At 72.9% G+C, this 16,420-nt stretch carries 13 protein-coding genes; 10 read left to right on the top strand and 3 right to left on the bottom strand.

Annotated elements, in window-relative coordinates; all coding sequences use genetic code 11:
* Nucleotides 1-463 precede the first annotated feature (463 nt).
* Nucleotides 464-1,561, top strand: coding sequence for a sensor histidine kinase (locus tag MKK69_RS09320; protein WP_243967477.1), 1,098 nt, complete (start codon nucleotides 464-466; stop codon nucleotides 1,559-1,561).
* A gap of 81 nt (nucleotides 1,562-1,642) precedes the next feature.
* Entirely contained in the window at nucleotides 1,643-2,071 is a 429-nt protein-coding gene (locus tag MKK69_RS09315) for a SufE family protein (RefSeq protein ID WP_243967476.1), read from the top strand.
* 109 nt (nucleotides 2,072-2,180) lie between these two features.
* On the opposite strand, the gene MKK69_RS09310 is transcribed toward MKK69_RS09315, so the two are convergent.
* Together MKK69_RS09310 and MKK69_RS09305 are read right to left on the bottom strand one after the other, a co-directional pair.
* On the bottom strand, nucleotides 2,181-3,029 hold the full coding sequence (locus MKK69_RS09310; protein ID WP_243967475.1) for a DUF6456 domain-containing protein: 849 nt from the start codon (nucleotides 3,027-3,029) through the stop codon (nucleotides 2,181-2,183).
* Between the two features lie 101 nt (nucleotides 3,030-3,130).
* Nucleotides 3,131-3,358: a hypothetical protein gene (locus MKK69_RS09305; RefSeq protein WP_243967474.1), complete on the bottom strand. Its 228-nt coding sequence runs from the start codon at nucleotides 3,356-3,358 to the stop codon at nucleotides 3,131-3,133.
* A 170-nt stretch (nucleotides 3,359-3,528) separates the two neighbouring features.
* On the opposite strand from MKK69_RS09305, the gene MKK69_RS09300 reads away from it, so the two are divergent.
* Nucleotides 3,529-5,664, top strand: a complete 2,136-nt coding sequence (locus MKK69_RS09300; protein WP_243967473.1) for a S9 family peptidase — start codon at nucleotides 3,529-3,531, stop codon at nucleotides 5,662-5,664.
* Nucleotides 5,665-5,673: 9 nt separating this feature from the next.
* Here MKK69_RS09300 and MKK69_RS30960 read toward each other — a convergent pair whose 3' ends face one another.
* Nucleotides 5,674-9,120 (bottom strand): AsmA-like C-terminal region-containing protein, encoded by a 3,447-nt coding sequence (locus MKK69_RS30960; RefSeq protein ID WP_279598277.1) that lies wholly within the window; start codon nucleotides 9,118-9,120, stop codon nucleotides 5,674-5,676.
* Between the two features lie 282 nt (nucleotides 9,121-9,402).
* Here MKK69_RS30960 and MKK69_RS09290 point away from each other — a divergent pair, with 282 nt between their 5' ends.
* The 7 genes from MKK69_RS09290 to MKK69_RS09260 all read left to right on the top strand — a co-directional run bounded on the left by MKK69_RS09290 (nucleotide 9,403) and on the right by MKK69_RS09260 (nucleotide 16,260).
* Nucleotides 9,403-11,778: an ATP-dependent helicase gene (locus tag MKK69_RS09290; RefSeq protein ID WP_243967472.1), complete on the top strand. Its 2,376-nt coding sequence runs from the start codon at nucleotides 9,403-9,405 to the stop codon at nucleotides 11,776-11,778.
* Between the two features lie 413 nt (nucleotides 11,779-12,191).
* Nucleotides 12,192-12,908 carry a PhoH family protein gene (locus MKK69_RS09285; RefSeq protein WP_243967471.1) on the top strand — a complete coding sequence of 239 codons (717 nt, stop codon included), beginning with the start codon at nucleotides 12,192-12,194 and terminating at the stop codon, nucleotides 12,906-12,908.
* Between the two features lie 133 nt (nucleotides 12,909-13,041).
* On the top strand, nucleotides 13,042-13,263 hold the full coding sequence (locus tag MKK69_RS09280) for a hypothetical protein (RefSeq protein ID WP_243967470.1): 222 nt from the start codon (nucleotides 13,042-13,044) through the stop codon (nucleotides 13,261-13,263).
* Nucleotides 13,264-13,413: 150 nt separating this feature from the next.
* A complete protein-coding gene (locus tag MKK69_RS09275; RefSeq protein WP_243967469.1) occupies nucleotides 13,414-13,698 on the top strand; it encodes an accessory factor UbiK family protein in 285 nt (94 codons plus the stop codon).
* Between the two features lie 290 nt (nucleotides 13,699-13,988).
* Nucleotides 13,989-14,498 (top strand): YbjN domain-containing protein, encoded by a 510-nt coding sequence (locus MKK69_RS09270; RefSeq protein ID WP_243967468.1) that lies wholly within the window; start codon nucleotides 13,989-13,991, stop codon nucleotides 14,496-14,498.
* A gap of 38 nt (nucleotides 14,499-14,536) precedes the next feature.
* On the top strand, nucleotides 14,537-15,340 hold the full coding sequence (gene proC, locus MKK69_RS09265; RefSeq protein ID WP_243967499.1) for a pyrroline-5-carboxylate reductase: 804 nt from the start codon (nucleotides 14,537-14,539) through the stop codon (nucleotides 15,338-15,340).
* Nucleotides 15,341-15,444: 104 nt separating this feature from the next.
* On the top strand, nucleotides 15,445-16,260 hold the full coding sequence (locus MKK69_RS09260) for a TetR/AcrR family transcriptional regulator (protein WP_243967466.1): 816 nt from the start codon (nucleotides 15,445-15,447) through the stop codon (nucleotides 16,258-16,260).
* The last annotated feature ends 160 nt before the right edge of the window (nucleotides 16,261-16,420 follow it).

Genomic DNA, 16,420 nt, shown 5'->3' with positions numbered 1-16,420 from the left:
ATTGGGGTGACCCATCGCTTCCGGCCGTTGCCGTCATCGAACGCGATCCGGGAATCCGCCCCCGCGCAGAGAAGGGACGGCGCGCGGCAGGTCCCGGCGGCTCGTCCCGTGGAACGGTCGAGTCAAGACGCCGCTGCCGGAGATGGATGGCCGTCGCCGCAAGCACGGGAGACAGGTTTCACAAGTCGTGCCGCGCGAATCCCCGACCCGAAACCTGCGGCACGACGCGGATCGTCCCGGCGGCGACCAGCGCAGCGCCCCGGCGGCCCCCGTGGGACGACGGCGTGCCCCGGTTCGAGCACCTTGATCCGGAGCGGTCGCCCCGTCGCCGTGCCCGTGCCTGTGAATGACGGCTCCAAAGGCGGCTGAAGACCGGAACGGTGCCTCGGTCGGCACGTTGACCGGCGCTATCCATACCCAGTCGTCTCCCTCACACACGTCGCCAGAGCGAATCGGACAGAGAATGGTCGGACAGCCCCCAGGGTCCGGAACGGCTGAGCCGCTGGACGATGGTCCCGCGGGGGATACTGGAACGGTTCCGGCGCAGGGCACCGCCGAGGCGGCCGCGCTGAGCGACAGCTTCAAGCGCTTCGCCGATGTCGTCCCGCTGATGATGTGGCGCTCGGACGCGCACGGGCACGCGGTCCACCACAACGAGTGCTGGCTGGAATTCACCGGGCGCCCGCTTGCGGCGGAACTCGGCCTCGGCTGGCGCGAGGGGCTGCATCCCGAGGATTTCGACCGCCACGCCCGGGTCGTCGCGGAGGCCTTCGACGCCCGGGCGCCGTTCACCGTGGAGTTCCGCCTGCGCCGGCACGACGGCGTGTACCGCTGGCTGCTCGACACCGCCCGCCCCCTCGTGGAGGACGGGCGGTTCCAGGGCTATCTCGGGTCGTGCTTCGACATCACAGACCGCAAGCACGCCGAAGAGAGTATCGAGCATGCCCTGGCCGAGAAGGAGACGCTGCTCGCTGAAGTCTATCACCGCGTCCGCAACAATTTGCAGGTGATGGTCAGCCTGATCGGCCTGTACGGCCGGGCGGCGCCGGATGCCTGCCGCGGCAGCTTCGAGGCCCTGGGCCAGCGGGTCCGGGCGATCGCGCTGGTGCAGCAGCACCTCCACGAGGCGCCGCACATCGCCTCCATCGACCTCAAGGACTACCTGCACCGCCTGGCCTCCGGGCTCGGGCAGCTCCGCCGGGCCGGGCGCATCGGCGTCCAGGTCGAGGGCTCGGGCAACGGGCTCGTGGAGCCGCGCACCGCCAACGCGCTGGGCATGATCGTGGCCGAGATCGTGGCCGAGTGCCTGGACGCCACCGCCGAGCACGTCGCCTGCTCGATCTGCATCGGCATGGAGGCCGAGGCGGGCCAGCCCCTGCGCCTGTCGATCGTCTCCGGGGTGAGCGATATGGCCGCCTCCGGCCGGCCCAACGTCCCGAAGCTCGGCCCCCGGCTCATCGCCGCCTATGCGGCGCAGGCCGAGATCGCCGTGTCGGGCGACGCCTCGCCGGTCGATCCCCTGAAGCTCATCCTCCCGCCCACCTCCGTGGCGGCGCACTGACCGCCCGCGTCGCTGGGGGCCGTCGCCACCGCCGCGCGGCCGGCCTATAGCGGCGCAGACGTTTCCCGGATCCGGACGACCATGCTTCCCCCGATCGGCACCATCATCGACAATTTCGAGATCGTCGACGACGACGACATGCGGCTGGAATACCTGATCGAGCTCGGCCGCGCCCTGCCGCCGATGCCCGACGCCCTACGGACCGAGGCCAACCGGGTCCATGGCTGCGAGAGCCAGGTCTGGATCGACACCGCCGTCGAGGACGCCGCGGCGGAACGGCGCCTCGTGCTGCAGGGCTTCAGCGATTCCTTCATCGTCCGCGGCTTCGTCGCGCTGATGGTGGCGCTCTACACCGGCAAGACCCCGCGCGAGGCCGCCGAGACCGACGGGCTCGACCTGTTCCGGCAGCTCCGCTTCGGCTCCCACGTCACCTCGAAACGGTCCAACGGCGTGCGGTCCATGGCCGAGCGGATCCACCGCGACGCCGTCCGGCTCGCCGCGGCGGGCTGAGCGGCGGACCGGATCATCCCGGACCGCGATGCGCCTAACTCATCGAGGTCCGCCCGCGCGACGGCGGCCGTCCGCCGGACCTCACGGATCGGATCCGTGACAGTCCGCATCAAGCCTGCCACAGTCGCAGGCGGGCGTGCTCCGGCCCCGTGGCCTCGCGCTCCAGGCCGTAATGCTCGGCCAGCCGCCCGAGGGCAATGCGCGCCACGACCTTGGCCGAGCGCGCCGGCCAGCGCCGCTCGACCTCGATCCGCTCCAGGCCCTTCAGGAAGCCGCAGAGATCGATCAGGAGGCCGGACAGGTCGCTCCCGACCGCGTCGAGGGCGCCGCGGACCCGCTGCCGGGCCGCGATCACGTGGTCGGCCGCGGCGGCCGGGTCGCGGGGGCCGCCGCCATCGACCCGGGGGGCACTGGGATCGCTCCCCATCCGGGGCAGCAGCGCGGCGGCGTTCATGTCCCGCCGGAGCCGCTCGCCGGCCTCGAAGGCGGCCGCATCGATCAGCGGCGCACCGTCCCGGCCGCGGCGGCGCACCATCCAGGCGAGGGGGTTCTCGGAGGCGTTGCGCAGGATCGGCTCCCCGCCCTCCGCCACCACCGTGAGGTCCTGATGCTGCGCGGCGAAGGCCCTGTCGCCCGGCATGGCCTGCCGGCGCAGGCGCGCCCGCCCGGCGGCGCTGATCGTCAGCCGCGTACCGGCCGGGTCCCATTCCGCCAGGTCGGCGGCGGCGAGGGCCCGGCCGGACGCGACCGCGAAGCGACCGCTCCCCACCGAGATGCCGTCGCCGCCGCGCCGGACCAGCAGCGCGTCCTCGACCAGGGGATCGGGCCGGGCATAGGCCCCCGCCTCGCCGAGCCGCGCCAGAAGGCGGCCCGCCTCCGGCGGCAGGTCTGCCGGCTCCGCCCGGTCCCGCTTCGGTCGGGCAGTCTCGGCACGCCGGTTCCTGGCCAGCTTGTTCATGGTTTGTTCCTAGTTGGGTACGACGAATGCAGGAGCGCTCGCACCCTGTCAGGAAAATTCATAAAGTCAAGGTTTTTTTGCCTAACCCGGACCGACCGCGGTCACGTTGTCCCGACCGGACGGGTCGGCGGCCGGCGCAGGATCTCGGCGATCTCGTCCTCCGACTTGCCGCGCACCGGGTAGCCCATCGCCTCGAAGCGCTCGACCAGCGCCTCGCTCGTGGTCGCCGAGCGCGCCGCCCAGTCCGCGAGCATCTCGTTCACCTGCTGCAGGTCCCGCTGGGGATCCTCGTCCTGCGAATCGGCCTGCGTGTCGGGGATCGCGACCATGTCGGCACCTCGGCGTCGAACCGGCGACCGTGAGCCACGCCACGGTCCGGGCTTCAACGCCCGAGGTCGGGACAGGCTCCCGCCGGCCCTGCGCCGCGCCGCCTTGCATCCCGGCGCGGGGCGGGACACATGCCCTCACCCGCACCTGACGGGACCCGACGGGAGAGACGATGACCGACATCGGCCACGGCCTGCGCGCGCAATCCACCGGGGCGCCGGTCGCCGAGATCCGGCCGCGGCGCTTCAGCGTCCACGGACAGGCGATCACCGATCCCTACGCGTGGCTGAAGGCCGAGAACTGGCAGACGGTCCTCAAGGACCCCGCCGCCCTGCCCGCGGACATCGACGCCTATCTCCGCGCCGAGAACGCCTACGCGGAGGCGGCCCTGGCCGGGACCGCGGCGCTGCGCCAGCGGCTCGTCGCCGAGATGCGCGGGCGGATCCAGGAGGACGAGAGCGGCGTCCCGGACCCCGACGGGCCGTTCGCCTATTACACGCGCCACCGGGAGGGCGGCCAGCACCCGCTGATCTGCCGGAGGCCGGCGACGGCGCCCGACGTGCCGCAGGCCGGGCCGGACCCGGCGGAGACGATCCTGATCGACGGCGACCGCGAGGGCGAAGGCCTGCCGTTCTTCGAGATCGCCGCCGCGGTGCATTCCGACGACCATGCCCGCCTCGCCTGGAGCGCCGACACGAAGGGCTCGGAACTCTACACGATCCGGATCCGCGACCTCGCCACCGGGCTGGACCTCGACGACCGGGTCGAGGCGACCTCCGGCGAGGCGGTCTGGGCCGGGGACGGCGACAGCTTCTGGTACGTGGCGCTCGACGCCAACCACCGCCCCGCCAAGGTGATGCGCCACCGCCTCGGCACCGCGCAGACACAGGACGAGACCGTCTATACGGAAGCCGATGCCGGCTATTTCGTCCATATCGGCCGGACCCAGTCCGGGGCGTTCCTCGACGTGACGGCGAGCGACCACGAGACCGCGGAGGTCCGGCTGCTCGACCGGCACGCCCCCGCCGGGCCCCTGCGCCTCGTGCAGCCGCGCGAGCCGCTGCTGATCTACGGGGTCGAGCACCGGGGCGACCGGCTGTACATCCGCACCAACGCGGACGGGGCCGAGGACTTCAAGATCGTCACGGCCCCCCTCGACGCTCCGGGCCGCGCCAACTGGACCGACCTCGTGCCGCACCGGCCGGGGGTGATGATCCGGCACCTGCACCTGCTCACGGGCCACCTGGTCCGGCTCGAGATCGAGAATGCCCGGCCGCGGATCGTCGTGCGCGACCTCGCCAGCGGCGCCGAGCACAGCGTCGCCTTCGCCGAGGAGGCCTACGCCCTGGGGCTCCGGTCCGGGCTCGCCTTCGACACGGCGACGATCCGCTTCGTCTACTCGTCCATGACGACCCCGTCGGAGACCTGGGACTACGCCTGCGACAGCCGGGACCGGACCCTGCGCAAGCGCCAGGCGGTGCCGAGCGGGCACGACCCGGCGGCCTACGTGACCCGGCGGCTCTTCGCCACCGCCCCGGACGGGGAGCAGGTGCCGATCTCGCTCCTGCACCGGCGCGACCTCGTGCTCGACGGCTCCGCACCGCTGCTGCTCTACGGCTACGGCTCCTACGGGACGCTGATGCCGGCCGGATTCCGGACGAACCTGCTGAGCCTGGTCGACCGGGGCTTCGTCTACGCCATCGCGCATATCCGGGGCGGGACCGAGAAGGGCTGGCGCTGGTATCTCGACGGCAAGCGCGCGCAGAAGCCCAACACCTTCACGGACTTCATCGCCTGCGCCCGGGCGCTGATCGGGGCCGGCTACACGGCGGAAAAACGCATCGTCGCCCATGGCGGCTCGGCCGGCGGCATGCTGATGGGGGCGGTCGCCAACATGGCGCCGGAGCTGTTTGCCGGCATCGTCGCCGACGTGCCCTTCGTCGACGTGCTTAACACCATGCTGGACGCGGAATTGCCGCTGACCCCGCCGGAATGGCCCGAATGGGGCAACCCGGGGGCGAGCGACGCCGATTTCCGGACGATCCTGTCCTACTCGCCCTACGACAATGTCGCCGCCCAGGCGTATCCGGCGATCCTGGCGCTCGGCGGGCTCACCGATCCGCGGGTCACCTACTGGGAGCCGGCCAAGTGGGTCGCGCGGCTGCGCGCCACCATGACGGGCGGCGGCCCGGTGCTGCTGCGGATCAACATGGAGGCCGGCCACGGCGGCGCCGCCGGCCGGTTCGACCGGCTGGAGGAGGTCGCGCTGATCTACGCGTTCGCGCTGATGGCGGTGGGGAAGGCCTGAGCCGCCCGTTCAGGGCCGTCCCTCGGCGGGGGAGGGTGCCGGGTCCGCCCCCTCCCCCAGGACCCGCGCCCGGCGGGCCGCCTCCTCGGCGGCGGCCCTCTCGGCCGCGGCTTTCTCCGCCGCCGCCCTGTCGGCGGCGGCCTTGAGCGCCGCGGCCCGGGCATGATCCATCTCGATCCGGGCGCGGCGGCGCTGCCGCTCGACCTGATCGGCGTCCGTCAGCTCGATCGTCTCCAGCTCGCGCTGGAGCACGAAGGCGGCGAGCCCGTTCGACAGGGCGCCGACGTCGAGGGTCCGTTCGGGGGCGGCGAGCGGCCCCGCCAGGCCGATCTGGATCGCCGGCGGTCCGGCGCTCCAGCCCCGGGGCACCGGACCGCCGGTGAGCGTCCCGCGGGCGTCGAGGCGGCCGCCGCGCAGGTCGCAGCCGACCGCGCCGGCCCAGCGGGCGGGGCCGAAATCGATGTCGAACGGACCGGCCCGCAGCACCCCGCCGACGATCGTGGCCGCGGCCCGCGCCGGCGCGCCCGCCTGCGCCGCGGCCTTGGCGAGTTCCTCCGCCACCAGGGCCTGGAGGCGGCCCTCGCGCAGGGGATCGTCGATCTCCACCGCCCGGGACAGGGCGCGCCCCGGCGCCGCCGGATCGGCCGCCGGGACGCGCAGGTCCTTGAGCACCAGCGTGCCGCTGCCCGAGAGGCCGTCGCCGAGCCCCGGGATCGTCTCCGCCGTGGTGGCGAAGCGCAGATCGGCATCCAGGCGGCCGCCGACCGGGCCGCCGGTGAGCGCGGAGAGCGCCACGTCGTCGAGGCTGCCGGTACCGGAGATCGCCGCGCCGGCCCCGGCCCGGGTGATCGTCGCCGATCCGGCGATCCGCCCGCCGCCGAGCTTGCCGGTCAGGTCGCGCAGCGTCAGGCCGGTCTCTGCGAGGCCGAGGGCCATGGTCGCATCCGTCGCCACGAGACCGCGCCCGAGGTCCAGCCTGGCGATGCGGGTGTCGAGGGTGACGGCCGGGTGGGCGGGGGACGGCCCGAACCGGCCGCCCTCCTGGACCGGGAGCAGCACGGCCTCCGCCAGGTGCGGCAGCGACAGCCGGTCGAGGGCGAGGCGCCCGTGGGGGACGCCGCCCGGCGCCCGCAGCAGCGTCCCGCTCACCCCCGATCCGGCGATCTGGCCGGCCAGGGTGGCGGCCCCCTCCCCCGCCTCCCGGGACACGGTGACGGTCAGGTCGGCCGGCCACGCGCCCGGCGGAAGGCTCGCGGCCCCGGCGAGCGTCAGGAACGGCCCGAGATCGGCCGTCTCGGCCCGGACCACGCCGCCGCTGGGCAGCGCGTCGGCGCCGATCAGGATCGGCCGGGAGGTCGCGAGCCGGAGTCCCGCCACCATCCCGTCGAGGCTGAGAGCGAGCCCGGCGCCGTCCGGTCGCTCGGCCTTCAGGTGGAGCGCGGCGGGCTGCTGGAGGCCGGCGATGTCGGTCCGCCCGAACCACGTCCCGGCCCGGGGGGTACTCAGCGTCGCGGTGCCGCCCTCGATCCCCGTCCCGCGGCTCGCCAGGGTCAGGTCGAGGCTGCCGCCGCCGGCGCTGCCCCGGGCCTGGGTGCGCAGGGCCTGGGCGGGGCCACCCTCCCGGTCGAGGCTGACGGCGAGGTCGAGGGGCGCGTCCCGCAGGAAGGCCGGCAGCAGGCGGATCTCGCCGATCCAGACCCGTTCGAGCAGGCCCAGCAGCGGCGCCGCCACCGGGGCCTTCAGGCGGCCGGAGACGCGCCCGGTCCCGTCCGCGCCGATCCGGCCGGAGAGCGTGGCGCTCGCGCCCGCGAGATCGGTCACGGCGAGGCTGTCGACCACGAGGCCGGCGCTGTCCGTCTGGATGCTCGCCGCGATGGTGCCGGTGCCGGAGCCCGTGGCCCCGAAGCGCACGTCCCGCGCCTCCAGGGTCAGGGCGAGGTCGAGGTCGCGCAGGCTCCCCAGGGCGGTGCCGAGGGGCGGCAGGCCGGCGATGTCGATGCCGTTCGCGCGGATCTGCGCCTCGAAATGGCCCCGCGCCCCGGCCTCCGCGGCGGTGTAGCGGGCGTTTCCGGTGATCCGGGCCGCGCCGAGGGCGAGGCGCAGGTTGCGCAGGGACAGGCTCCCGGGGTCCGCGGAGACATCGGCGGCCGCCTCGACCCGGCGTCCGTCGAGGAGGGCGGTCAGGGGGTTCTCCAGACCGAGGCGGCGCAGGTAGCGGCCCAGCGCGTCCGAATCGGGCGCGCTCAGCGCCACCGGGCCGGTGAGGCGGAACGGCGCGGTGTCGACCTGCCCGCTCACGCTGACGGTGGATTCCGCCGGGCCGGTGGCCGTGAGGCGCCGCAGCAGCAGGCCGCCGGCCCGCTCGAGGGTGCCGGTGAGGGCGAGGTTCGACCATTCGTCCCCCCCGAGCATGGCGCTGCCCACGGCGAGATCGAGGTCGAGCATCGCCGGCAGGTCGCCGCCCCAGCTGGGCAGGCCGCGGGCGATCAGGTTCTGGCCCTCGGTCGAGGCCAGGAAGGCGTCGAGGTCGAGGCGGCGGGCCTCCAGGCTCAGGGCGGCGCGCCACTGGCGCAGGTCGAGCCGGCCGGTGCCGCCGAGCCGCAGGGTGCGCCCCCCCGGATCGAGGGCGAGATCGACCCCCTCGAACCGCACCTGCGTGCCCTTGGCCTTGAACGTCGCGCCCATCGTGAACGGCAGGTAGGCGCCCGCGGCCTGGGTCGGCGGACCGACCACGAGGCGGGCGGAGCCCTCGGCCTCCACCTGGACCGCCCGGCCGGTCTCCAGGGGGACGAGGCCGAACCGCGCATCCGCCTCGAACCGCGGGTGGGCATCGCCGCCCCCCGAGATCTTCACGGCGAGCCGCCCGTCCGGCCCCGGCGTGCCGCTCACCGCCCGGAACGGGACGCCGCCGCTCGTGCCCTCCACGCGCCAGGGCCCGACCAGGGCCGGCGCCTGCAGGGTCAGGTCCTGCGCGTAGAACTGGTCGGTCCGGCCGGTCTCGGGCACCTGCGTGGTGACGAGGAATTGCTGGACGTGCAGCGCCTCGATGGCGAAATCGCGGGTGCCCAGGGCCTCCCCGAGACCGCCCGGCAGCTTCAGGGCGTCGGGGCCGGCCAGCGGGAGCTTGATCTCGGCCCGGCCGATCCGGGTCTCTGTGAAGCGGAACTCGCCCTTCAGGAGCGGCGCCAGGGCGACCTCGGCCTTGACGAACCGCGCATCGAGGGTCGGGCGCTCCGGATCGGCCCCGAGATGCAGGCGGTCGACGCGCAGCCTCGGCGAGGGCAGGAGCCGGACCTCGATCCGCCCGTCGGTCCGGGCGGGCACACCGAGCGACCGGGTGAGCGCCCGGTCGACCAGCGCACGGTGGGCCTGCCAATCGACGAAGGGCGGGACGGCCAGCGCCGCCACGAGAACCAGGATGACGGCGCCCGCCAGCGCGGTCAGAAGATCACGCAATGGTCCCGTTCCGCACTCGTTTCCGCGCGGGACCGTCCCGCGTGCCCCCGCGAGCAAGTGGCCATAGCACGATAAGCCCTCGGAGGCGCCAGCGGTGATGCCACGGTCCGGAGCCGCTCGCGCGGCGCTCGATGTGCCGGTTCCCGGACAGGCGCAGCGAAGCGGAACCTGATTCGGGACGGAGCATGAGACCCGGCGTGCAAGCGGCTGCGCCCACACGCTCAGGTCGCACCGCGCGCACGCGCCCTCGACGCCGTTCGCGATTTGGTCCAGGGATGCGGGATGCAGAACCGCCCGCATGCGCAGCCCGCCGGGGACGGCGCTCCCGCCTCTTCCATCGCCGCCCGCGCCATGGGCGCGCTCCGCCGCGACGCCGCCGCCTATCTCGAGGGGCTCAACCCCGAGCAGCGCCGCGCCGTCGAGACCACGGAGGGCCCGGTCCTGGTGCTGGCCGGGGCCGGCACCGGCAAGACCCGGGTGCTCACCACCCGCATCGCCCACCTGATCGCCACCAACCGGGCGCGGCCCTTCGACATCCTGTCGGTGACCTTCACCAACAAGGCCGCCCGGGAGATGAAGCACCGGATCGGCGCGCTGATCGGCCCGGCCGGCGAGGGCATGCCCTGGCTCGGCACCTTCCACGCCATCGGCACCAAGATCCTGCGCCGCCATGCCGAGCTCGTCGGGCTCAAATCCGACTTCACCATCCTCGGCACCGACGATCAGCTGCGGCTGATGAAGCAGGTGATCGCCGACCAGAACATCGACGAGAAGCGCTGGCCGGCCCGGGCGCTCGCCCACACGATCGACGGCTGGAAGAACCGCGGCCTCTCGCCCGAGCAGGTGCCGCCGGGCGAGGCCGCGTCCTTCGCCTTCGGCAAGGGCGGGGCGCTCTACACCGCCTACCAGGCCCGGCTCGCGACGCTGAACGCCGTCGATTTCGGCGATCTTCTGCTGCTGTGCCTCAAGCTCTGGCGCGAGAACCCTGATGTGCTCGCCAATTACCAGGACCGGTTCCGCTACATCCTGGTCGACGAGTATCAGGATACCAACGTCGCCCAGTACCTGTGGCTGAGGCTGCTCGCGCAGAATCGCAAGAACATCGCCTGCGTGGGCGACGACGACCAGTCGATCTACGGCTGGCGCGGGGCCGAGGTCGACAACATCCTGCGCTTCGAGCACGATTTTCCGGGCGCCGTGGTGGTCCGTCTGGAGCGCAACTACCGCTCCACCGGCCACATCCTGGCGGCCGCCTCGGGGCTGATCGCCAGGAACGAGAGCCGGCTCGGCAAGACCCTGCGCACCGAGGACGAGCCGGGCGAGCGCGTCACCGTGTCGGGGGCCTGGGATTCCGAGGAGGAGGCGCGGCTGCTCGCCGAATCGATCGAGTCGCTCCAGGTCAAGCAGCATCCCCTGTCGGAGATCGCCGTGCTGGTGCGCATCTCTGCGCAGATGCGCGAGATCGAGGACCGCTTCGTCCAGCTCGGCCTACCCTACCGGGTGATCGGCGGCCCGCGCTTCTACGAGCGGGCCGAGATCCGCGACGCCCTGGCCTATCTGCGCGCCACCGTGAATGTCAGCGACGACCTCGCCTTCGAGCGGATCGTCAACACCCCGAAACGGGGCCTGGGCGACGCGACCCTGCAGCAGCTCCACACCTACGGCCGCGCCAACCGGCTGCCCCTGCGGATCGCCGCGGAGCGCCTGTGCGAGACCGACGAGCTGAAGCCCCGGGTCCGCTCGACCCTGCGGGCGCTCACCGCGAGCTTCTCCCGCTGGGCGCGGCTGGTGGAGGCGCAGCCGCACAGCGAGGTCGCCCAGACCATCCTGGAGGAATCCGGCTACACCGAGATGTGGCAGAAGGACCGCTCGGCCGACGCCGCCGGCCGGCTGGAGAACCTCAAGGAATTCGTCCGCTCCATGGAGGAATTCCCCGACCTCGCGGCCTTCCTGGAGCACGTCTCCCTGGTGATGGAGGCCTCCGAGACGGAGGGCGCCGACCGGGTCTCCCTGATGACGCTCCACGCCGCCAAGGGGCTCGAATTCGACACCGTGTTCCTGCCCGGCTGGGAGGACGGCCTGTTCCCGAGCCAGCGGGCGCTGGACGAGAGCGGCCGGGCCGGCCTGGAGGAGGAGCGGCGCCTCGCCCATGTCGGCCTCACCCGGGCGCGCAAGCGGGCCAAGCTGTCCTTCGCGGTCAACCGGCGCATCCACGGGCTGTGGTCCTCGACCATCCCGTCCCGGTTCATCGACGAATTGCCGGAATCGGCCGTCGACGTGATCGAGGCGCCGGCCCACTTCTCCGCCGGCGCCTCGCGGTTCGACCGCAACCCCGCGCCGTTCGGATCGAGCTACGGCACGCCGGGCTGGCAGCGGGCGCAGGCCGCCACCGCGCCGCAGGCCGGCCGCGGCGGCTTCGGGTCCGCGCCGGGGGGCCGGGCCGGCGGACAGGCCGGGGGGCCGCGGCAGATCGAGGGCGAGCTGATCGCCAAGTCGACGGGCACGCCCTCGGCGTTCGAGGCTGGCCAGCGGGTCTTCCACACCAAGTTCGGCCCCGGCACCGTCGCCGAGGTCGATGGCAACAAGCTGACCGTTGACTTCGACAAGGCCGGCCGGAAGATGGTCCTCGACAGCTTCATCCAGGCTGGATCAAGCTAGTCCCGCCGATCAAGCCCGGACGGTCCAGGGCGGCAGGGTCGGCCGGCTTCGCCCGATCGGGCGCGGAGGAACGCTTTCGTGCCGGATGCCGCGTCAGCGCGTCTCCCCCCTCCCAAGCCTGATGCATCCGCGCCAGCACGGCACCTTTTCCCGGGCGGTCGCGCCGACCGTCACCCCCTGGTCACACCCCGTGCGCAATCGTCAGGTGCGAATCACGCTGGCGCGGCCGTTGCGTCACGTATTCGGCCGCGCGCGGGACGTTGTGACGCTCTCCACAGGCAGACGAGCGCGGCGCGGAACCTTCGGCAAAGGGACGGTATTAGTTCCGCAAGACGTGTAGAACCGGGAGCAGGCAGGTAAACGGCAGTTCAGAAACAGATCCAGGTTGGCAAGTCCCGTTGGAGTGTACATCCATGAAGAGACGCCGCGCACGACTTGAACTGGTTGAAGACCGCACGTCCCGTATTCACCGCACGCGCTTCGACGAAGAACGCAACCTCGCCCCGATCCAGCCCCTCACCGAACGCCAAGCCGAGTATCTCGACGCCCTCGCCCGCTCCCCGCAGGTCATCGTCCTGGGGCCCGCCGGCACCGGCAAGACCTACATCGCCGGGACCCGCGCCGCCGACCAGCTCCGCCAGCGCCGGATCTCCAAGGTGGTGATCACCCGCCCGAACGTCCCGTCGGGCCGGTCGCTGGGCTTCTTCCCCGGCACCCTCGAGGAGAAGATCGCCCCCTGGGTCGCGCCGCTGACCGAGGCCATGAAGGAGCGGATGGGCGCGGCCGCCTTCGAGATCGCCCTCAAGACCGGTGACATCGAGATCGTCCCGTTCGAGGTGATGCGCGGGCGCACCTTCAAGAACTGCCTCGTGATCCTCGACGAGGCGCAGAACACCACCACCGCCGAGATCAAGATGTTCCTGACCCGGATCGGCGACGATTGCCAGGTCATCATCAACGGCGACGTCTCCCAGACCGACCTGCGCGAGACCTCGGGGCTGCGCACCGTCATGCACTTGGTCAAGAGCCGGATGATGCCCATACCGGTGGTTGAGTTCACCCGGAACGACATCGTGCGCTCGGGCATCTGCGCCGAGTGGGTGAAGGCGTTCGAGGAAACGAATCTCTAACTCACAAGTTGACGGCGGCGGACCCTCGAAGGTCCGCCGTGCCGCCCCGCGGCGCGAGACGACTCTCCGTACCTCCCGTCCGGGAGGATGAACCGGGCATCCTACCCGGCGAACAGAGAACTGGAGTCTCTTCGTGAGGAAACTGACCTTCGCCTTCACCGTGCTGGCCTCGCTGGGCGCCGCCGCCCTGGTGCAGCCCGCCTCCGCGGCCCCGGCCATGCCCGGCGCCGTCGCGGCCCCCGACGCCGTCACCCAGGTCCGGATGAACCACATGGAGCGGCGGATGATGCGCCGGCACATGATGCATCACCGCATGCACCGTCGGATGATGCACCACCGCATGCACCGCATGTAAGGTCGCAGGGCGGAGCGGGTTCGATCCGTCCCCGCTCCGCCGCCCCGGCCGGGAGGGGCGTTGCTCCCCGCCCCGAAGATTCCTATCTCGTCGTCTCGAATCGCGCCGTCAGGCGGCCGTCGCGGCAGCCAGCCGATCCGGGAGACCAGGATGCCCCCCTCCAATCGACTGTTCGACGACCTCGCCCGCCTGATGACCGACGCGGCCGGTGCCGCCCAGGGCGTGCGCCGCGAGGCCGAGACCGTGGTCCGGGCGCAGATCGAGCGCGTCATCCGCGACCTCGACATCGCCTCGCGGGAGGAGCTCGACGTGCTCCGCGACCTCGTCACCAACCTGCAGGCGCAGAATGAGGCCCTCGCGGCCCGCGTCGCGGCCCTGGAGGCGAAATCCGGGGGCGCCGTGGCGGGCGCCGCCGGGCTGAGCGAGGTGGTTTGAGTCCGGGCGGCAACGCCGGGAGCTTTTACACAGGAAGCCGTCGCGACGATCCGGTTTCCTGTTCACTGAACGGGGCCTGCACTTTGTGTCGTGAGTCACGGCCGGTCTATAGTCGGGTATAGGGTGATTCGATCGCTGCGGGGCGATGTCCGCGGAGCTTCGACAGTCGATCGGCTCACCGCCGGCGTGGATTTGCCGGTCGTCCCAGTTCTCGGAGTGTTCTCGCGCTCCGGTTTCGCGTCACCGTCACGTCGGGCCGGATGTCGTCCGGGCCGTCCTTTTGGATCGTCATGCCGCTTCTCAACGTCGACTTCCACGACCCGGACCGGAACGAGCATCCGCTCGACGTCGTCGAGCGTCTGGCGTCCCTGCGTGACTGGATCTTCGACCGGGCCGAGACCGACGAGATGTCGGTCACGAGCCCCGGCCGGTGGACCGACTACAACGTCGCCTTCACGTGGATCGAGGACGTGGAGGCCCTGCACGTCGCCTGCGCGTTCGACCTCAAGGTCCCGGAGCGGCAGCGGACCGAGGTGATGCGCCTGATCGCGCTGATCAACGAGCAGCTCTGGGTCGGCCATTTCGACCTCTGGACGAGCGACGGCGTGGTGATGTTTCGGCACGCGCTGCTGCTGACCGGCGGGGCGGTGCCGACGCACCCGCAATGCGCCACCATGATGAAGACCGCCGTCGATGCCTGCGAACGCTACTTCCAGGCGTTCCAGTTCGTGCTCTGGGCCGGCAAGAGCGCCCGCGATGCGCTGGACGCGGTGCTGTTCGAGACCGAAGGCGAGGCGTGACCGCGCCGGGGGCCGAGCCGGAGGCCACGGCGGCGGCGATGCCCGCCTCCCTGGTCCTGGCCGGGGCCGGCAAGATGGGCGGGGCGATGCTCGCGGGCTGGCTCGCGGCGGGCCTCGACCCGCGCCGCACCACCCTCATCGACCCGATCCCGACCCGGGAGATCGTCGATCTCTGCGCCGCGCGGGGCCTCGCCCTCAACCCGCCGGACCCGGCGCCCGGCGCCGTGCTGGTTCTGGCGATCAAGCCCCAGGGACTCGACGGGGCGGCCCCCGGACTCGACCGGCTGATCGGCCGCGACACGCTCCTCGTCTCGATCCTGGCCGGCAAGACCGTGGCGGACCTGCGCGGCCGGCTGCCGCGGGCGCGGGCCCTCGTCCGGGCGATGCCGAACCTGCCGGCCAGCATCGGCCGGGGCGCCACGGGGGCCTATGCCAGCCCGGAGGTCACGGCCGGACAGCGCGGCGCCGCCGAGGCCCTGCTGACGGCCAACGGCACCGTCGCGTGGCTCGCCGACGAGGCGCAGATCAACGCGGTGACGGCGGTCTCGGGCTCCGGGCCGGCCTACGTCTTCCTCCTGGCCGAGACGCTGGCCGAGGCCGGCATCGCCGCCGGGCTCGATCCGGACGTGGCGCGCCGCCTCGCCCGGGCCACCGTGGCGGGCGCCGGCGCGCTCCTCGACGCCAGCCCGGCCGAAGCGGCGGAGCTGCGCCGCAACGTGACCTCCCCGGGGGGGACCACGGCGGCGGCCCTCGACGTGCTGATGCGCCCGGACGGCCTCGGCGCGCTGATGCGGGAGGCCGTGGCGGCGGCCCGGCGGCGGGCGGAGGCGCTCGCCGGCTGACACCCCTCGGCGCCCGTGCGGCAAGGCCGCGCGAAACCCCTGCCCTTCCGCGTCGGCCTGCCTACATCAGAGCGCAACGACCGACAGGAGCGGGCGACAGATCCATGACCGAGACCAGAGGGCCGGCGAAGCGCCCCCGCAAGACCGCGACATCCGCCACGGCACCCGGGACGGCCTCCGCCACATCGGAGGGCGCGGCGCGGGAGAGCCTGGCAGAGGCGAGCACGGCCGCGCCGAACCCGCCGAAGCTGCCGCCCCGGGAGGCCGCCGTCGAGGCCCTGATGCGGCTCGCCGCCGAGCAGCCCTGGAGCGATATCGAGATCGGCGACATCGCCCGGGAGGCGGGTCTGACGCTGGCCGAGCTGCGCGACCTGTTCCCGTCGAAGGGCGCGGTCCTGGGCGGCCTGACCCGGATCATCGACCGGAAGGTCCTGGAGGGCGACAGCGCCGGCCTCGAGGAGGAGCCGGCCCGCGAGCGCCTGTTCGACGTGCTGATGCGGCGCCTCGACGCCATGACGCCCTACAAGCCGGCCCTGCGCCGGATCGCCTACGCGCTGCGCGGCGAGCCGCTGGCGATGCTCGCGCTGAACGGCGTCATGCTGAACTCCCACCGCTACATGCTGGCGGCGGCCGGGATCGACACCGAGGGCCCGCTCGGCCAGCTCAAGCTGCAGGGCGTGGTGATCGCCTTCGCCCGGGTGACCCAGGTCTGGCTCGACGACGACGATCCGGCCCTGGCCCGGACGATGGCCCGGCTCGACAAGGAGATCCGCAGCGGCGAGCGCCTCATGGAGCGGGCCGAGGATGCACGCAGGCTCACCGCGCCGCTGCGGGCGCTGGGCCGGTCGCTGCTCGACCGACGCCCCCGCGCGCGGCGCGACCGCGACGGCGACGAGACGGATCCCGCCGCCGCCATCTGAGCGGATCCGCGGCTCACATGGCCTGGATGTCGCGGAGGAAGCCGTCGACCTCCTGCTTGACGGCCAGCGACTGCTTGGCCAGCTCGGCCGCCGCGTTCAGGACCTGCGTGGCGGCGCTGCCGGTCTCGCCCGACGCCGTCAGGACCCGGGCGACGTTGGC

The organism is Methylobacterium sp. J-026 (assembly GCF_022829585.1).
Taxonomy (GTDB): Bacteria; Pseudomonadota; Alphaproteobacteria; order Rhizobiales; family Beijerinckiaceae; genus Methylobacterium.
The sequence above is the reverse complement of the archived record's forward strand: the minus strand, read 5'-3'. Positions and strand labels throughout refer to the sequence as shown.

Coding starts and splice junctions, on each gene's coding strand:
- MKK69_RS09320 (WP_243967477.1), top strand. CDS start 464: ATGGTCGGACAGCCCCCAGGGTCCGGAACGGCTGAGCCGCTGGACGAT.
- MKK69_RS09315 (WP_243967476.1), top strand. CDS start 1,643: ATGCTTCCCCCGATCGGCACCATCATCGACAATTTCGAGATCGTCGAC.
- MKK69_RS09310 (WP_243967475.1), bottom strand. CDS start 3,029: ATGAACAAGCTGGCCAGGAACCGGCGTGCCGAGACTGCCCGACCGAAG.
- MKK69_RS09305 (WP_243967474.1), bottom strand. CDS start 3,358: ATGGTCGCGATCCCCGACACGCAGGCCGATTCGCAGGACGAGGATCCC.
- MKK69_RS09300 (WP_243967473.1), top strand. CDS start 3,529: ATGACCGACATCGGCCACGGCCTGCGCGCGCAATCCACCGGGGCGCCG.
- MKK69_RS09290 (WP_243967472.1), top strand. CDS start 9,403: ATGCAGAACCGCCCGCATGCGCAGCCCGCCGGGGACGGCGCTCCCGCC.
- MKK69_RS09285 (WP_243967471.1), top strand. CDS start 12,192: ATGAAGAGACGCCGCGCACGACTTGAACTGGTTGAAGACCGCACGTCC.
- MKK69_RS09275 (WP_243967469.1), top strand. CDS start 13,414: ATGCCCCCCTCCAATCGACTGTTCGACGACCTCGCCCGCCTGATGACC.
- MKK69_RS09270 (WP_243967468.1), top strand. CDS start 13,989: ATGCCGCTTCTCAACGTCGACTTCCACGACCCGGACCGGAACGAGCAT.
- proC (WP_243967499.1), top strand. CDS start 14,537: ATGCCCGCCTCCCTGGTCCTGGCCGGGGCCGGCAAGATGGGCGGGGCG.
- MKK69_RS09260 (WP_243967466.1), top strand. CDS start 15,445: ATGACCGAGACCAGAGGGCCGGCGAAGCGCCCCCGCAAGACCGCGACA.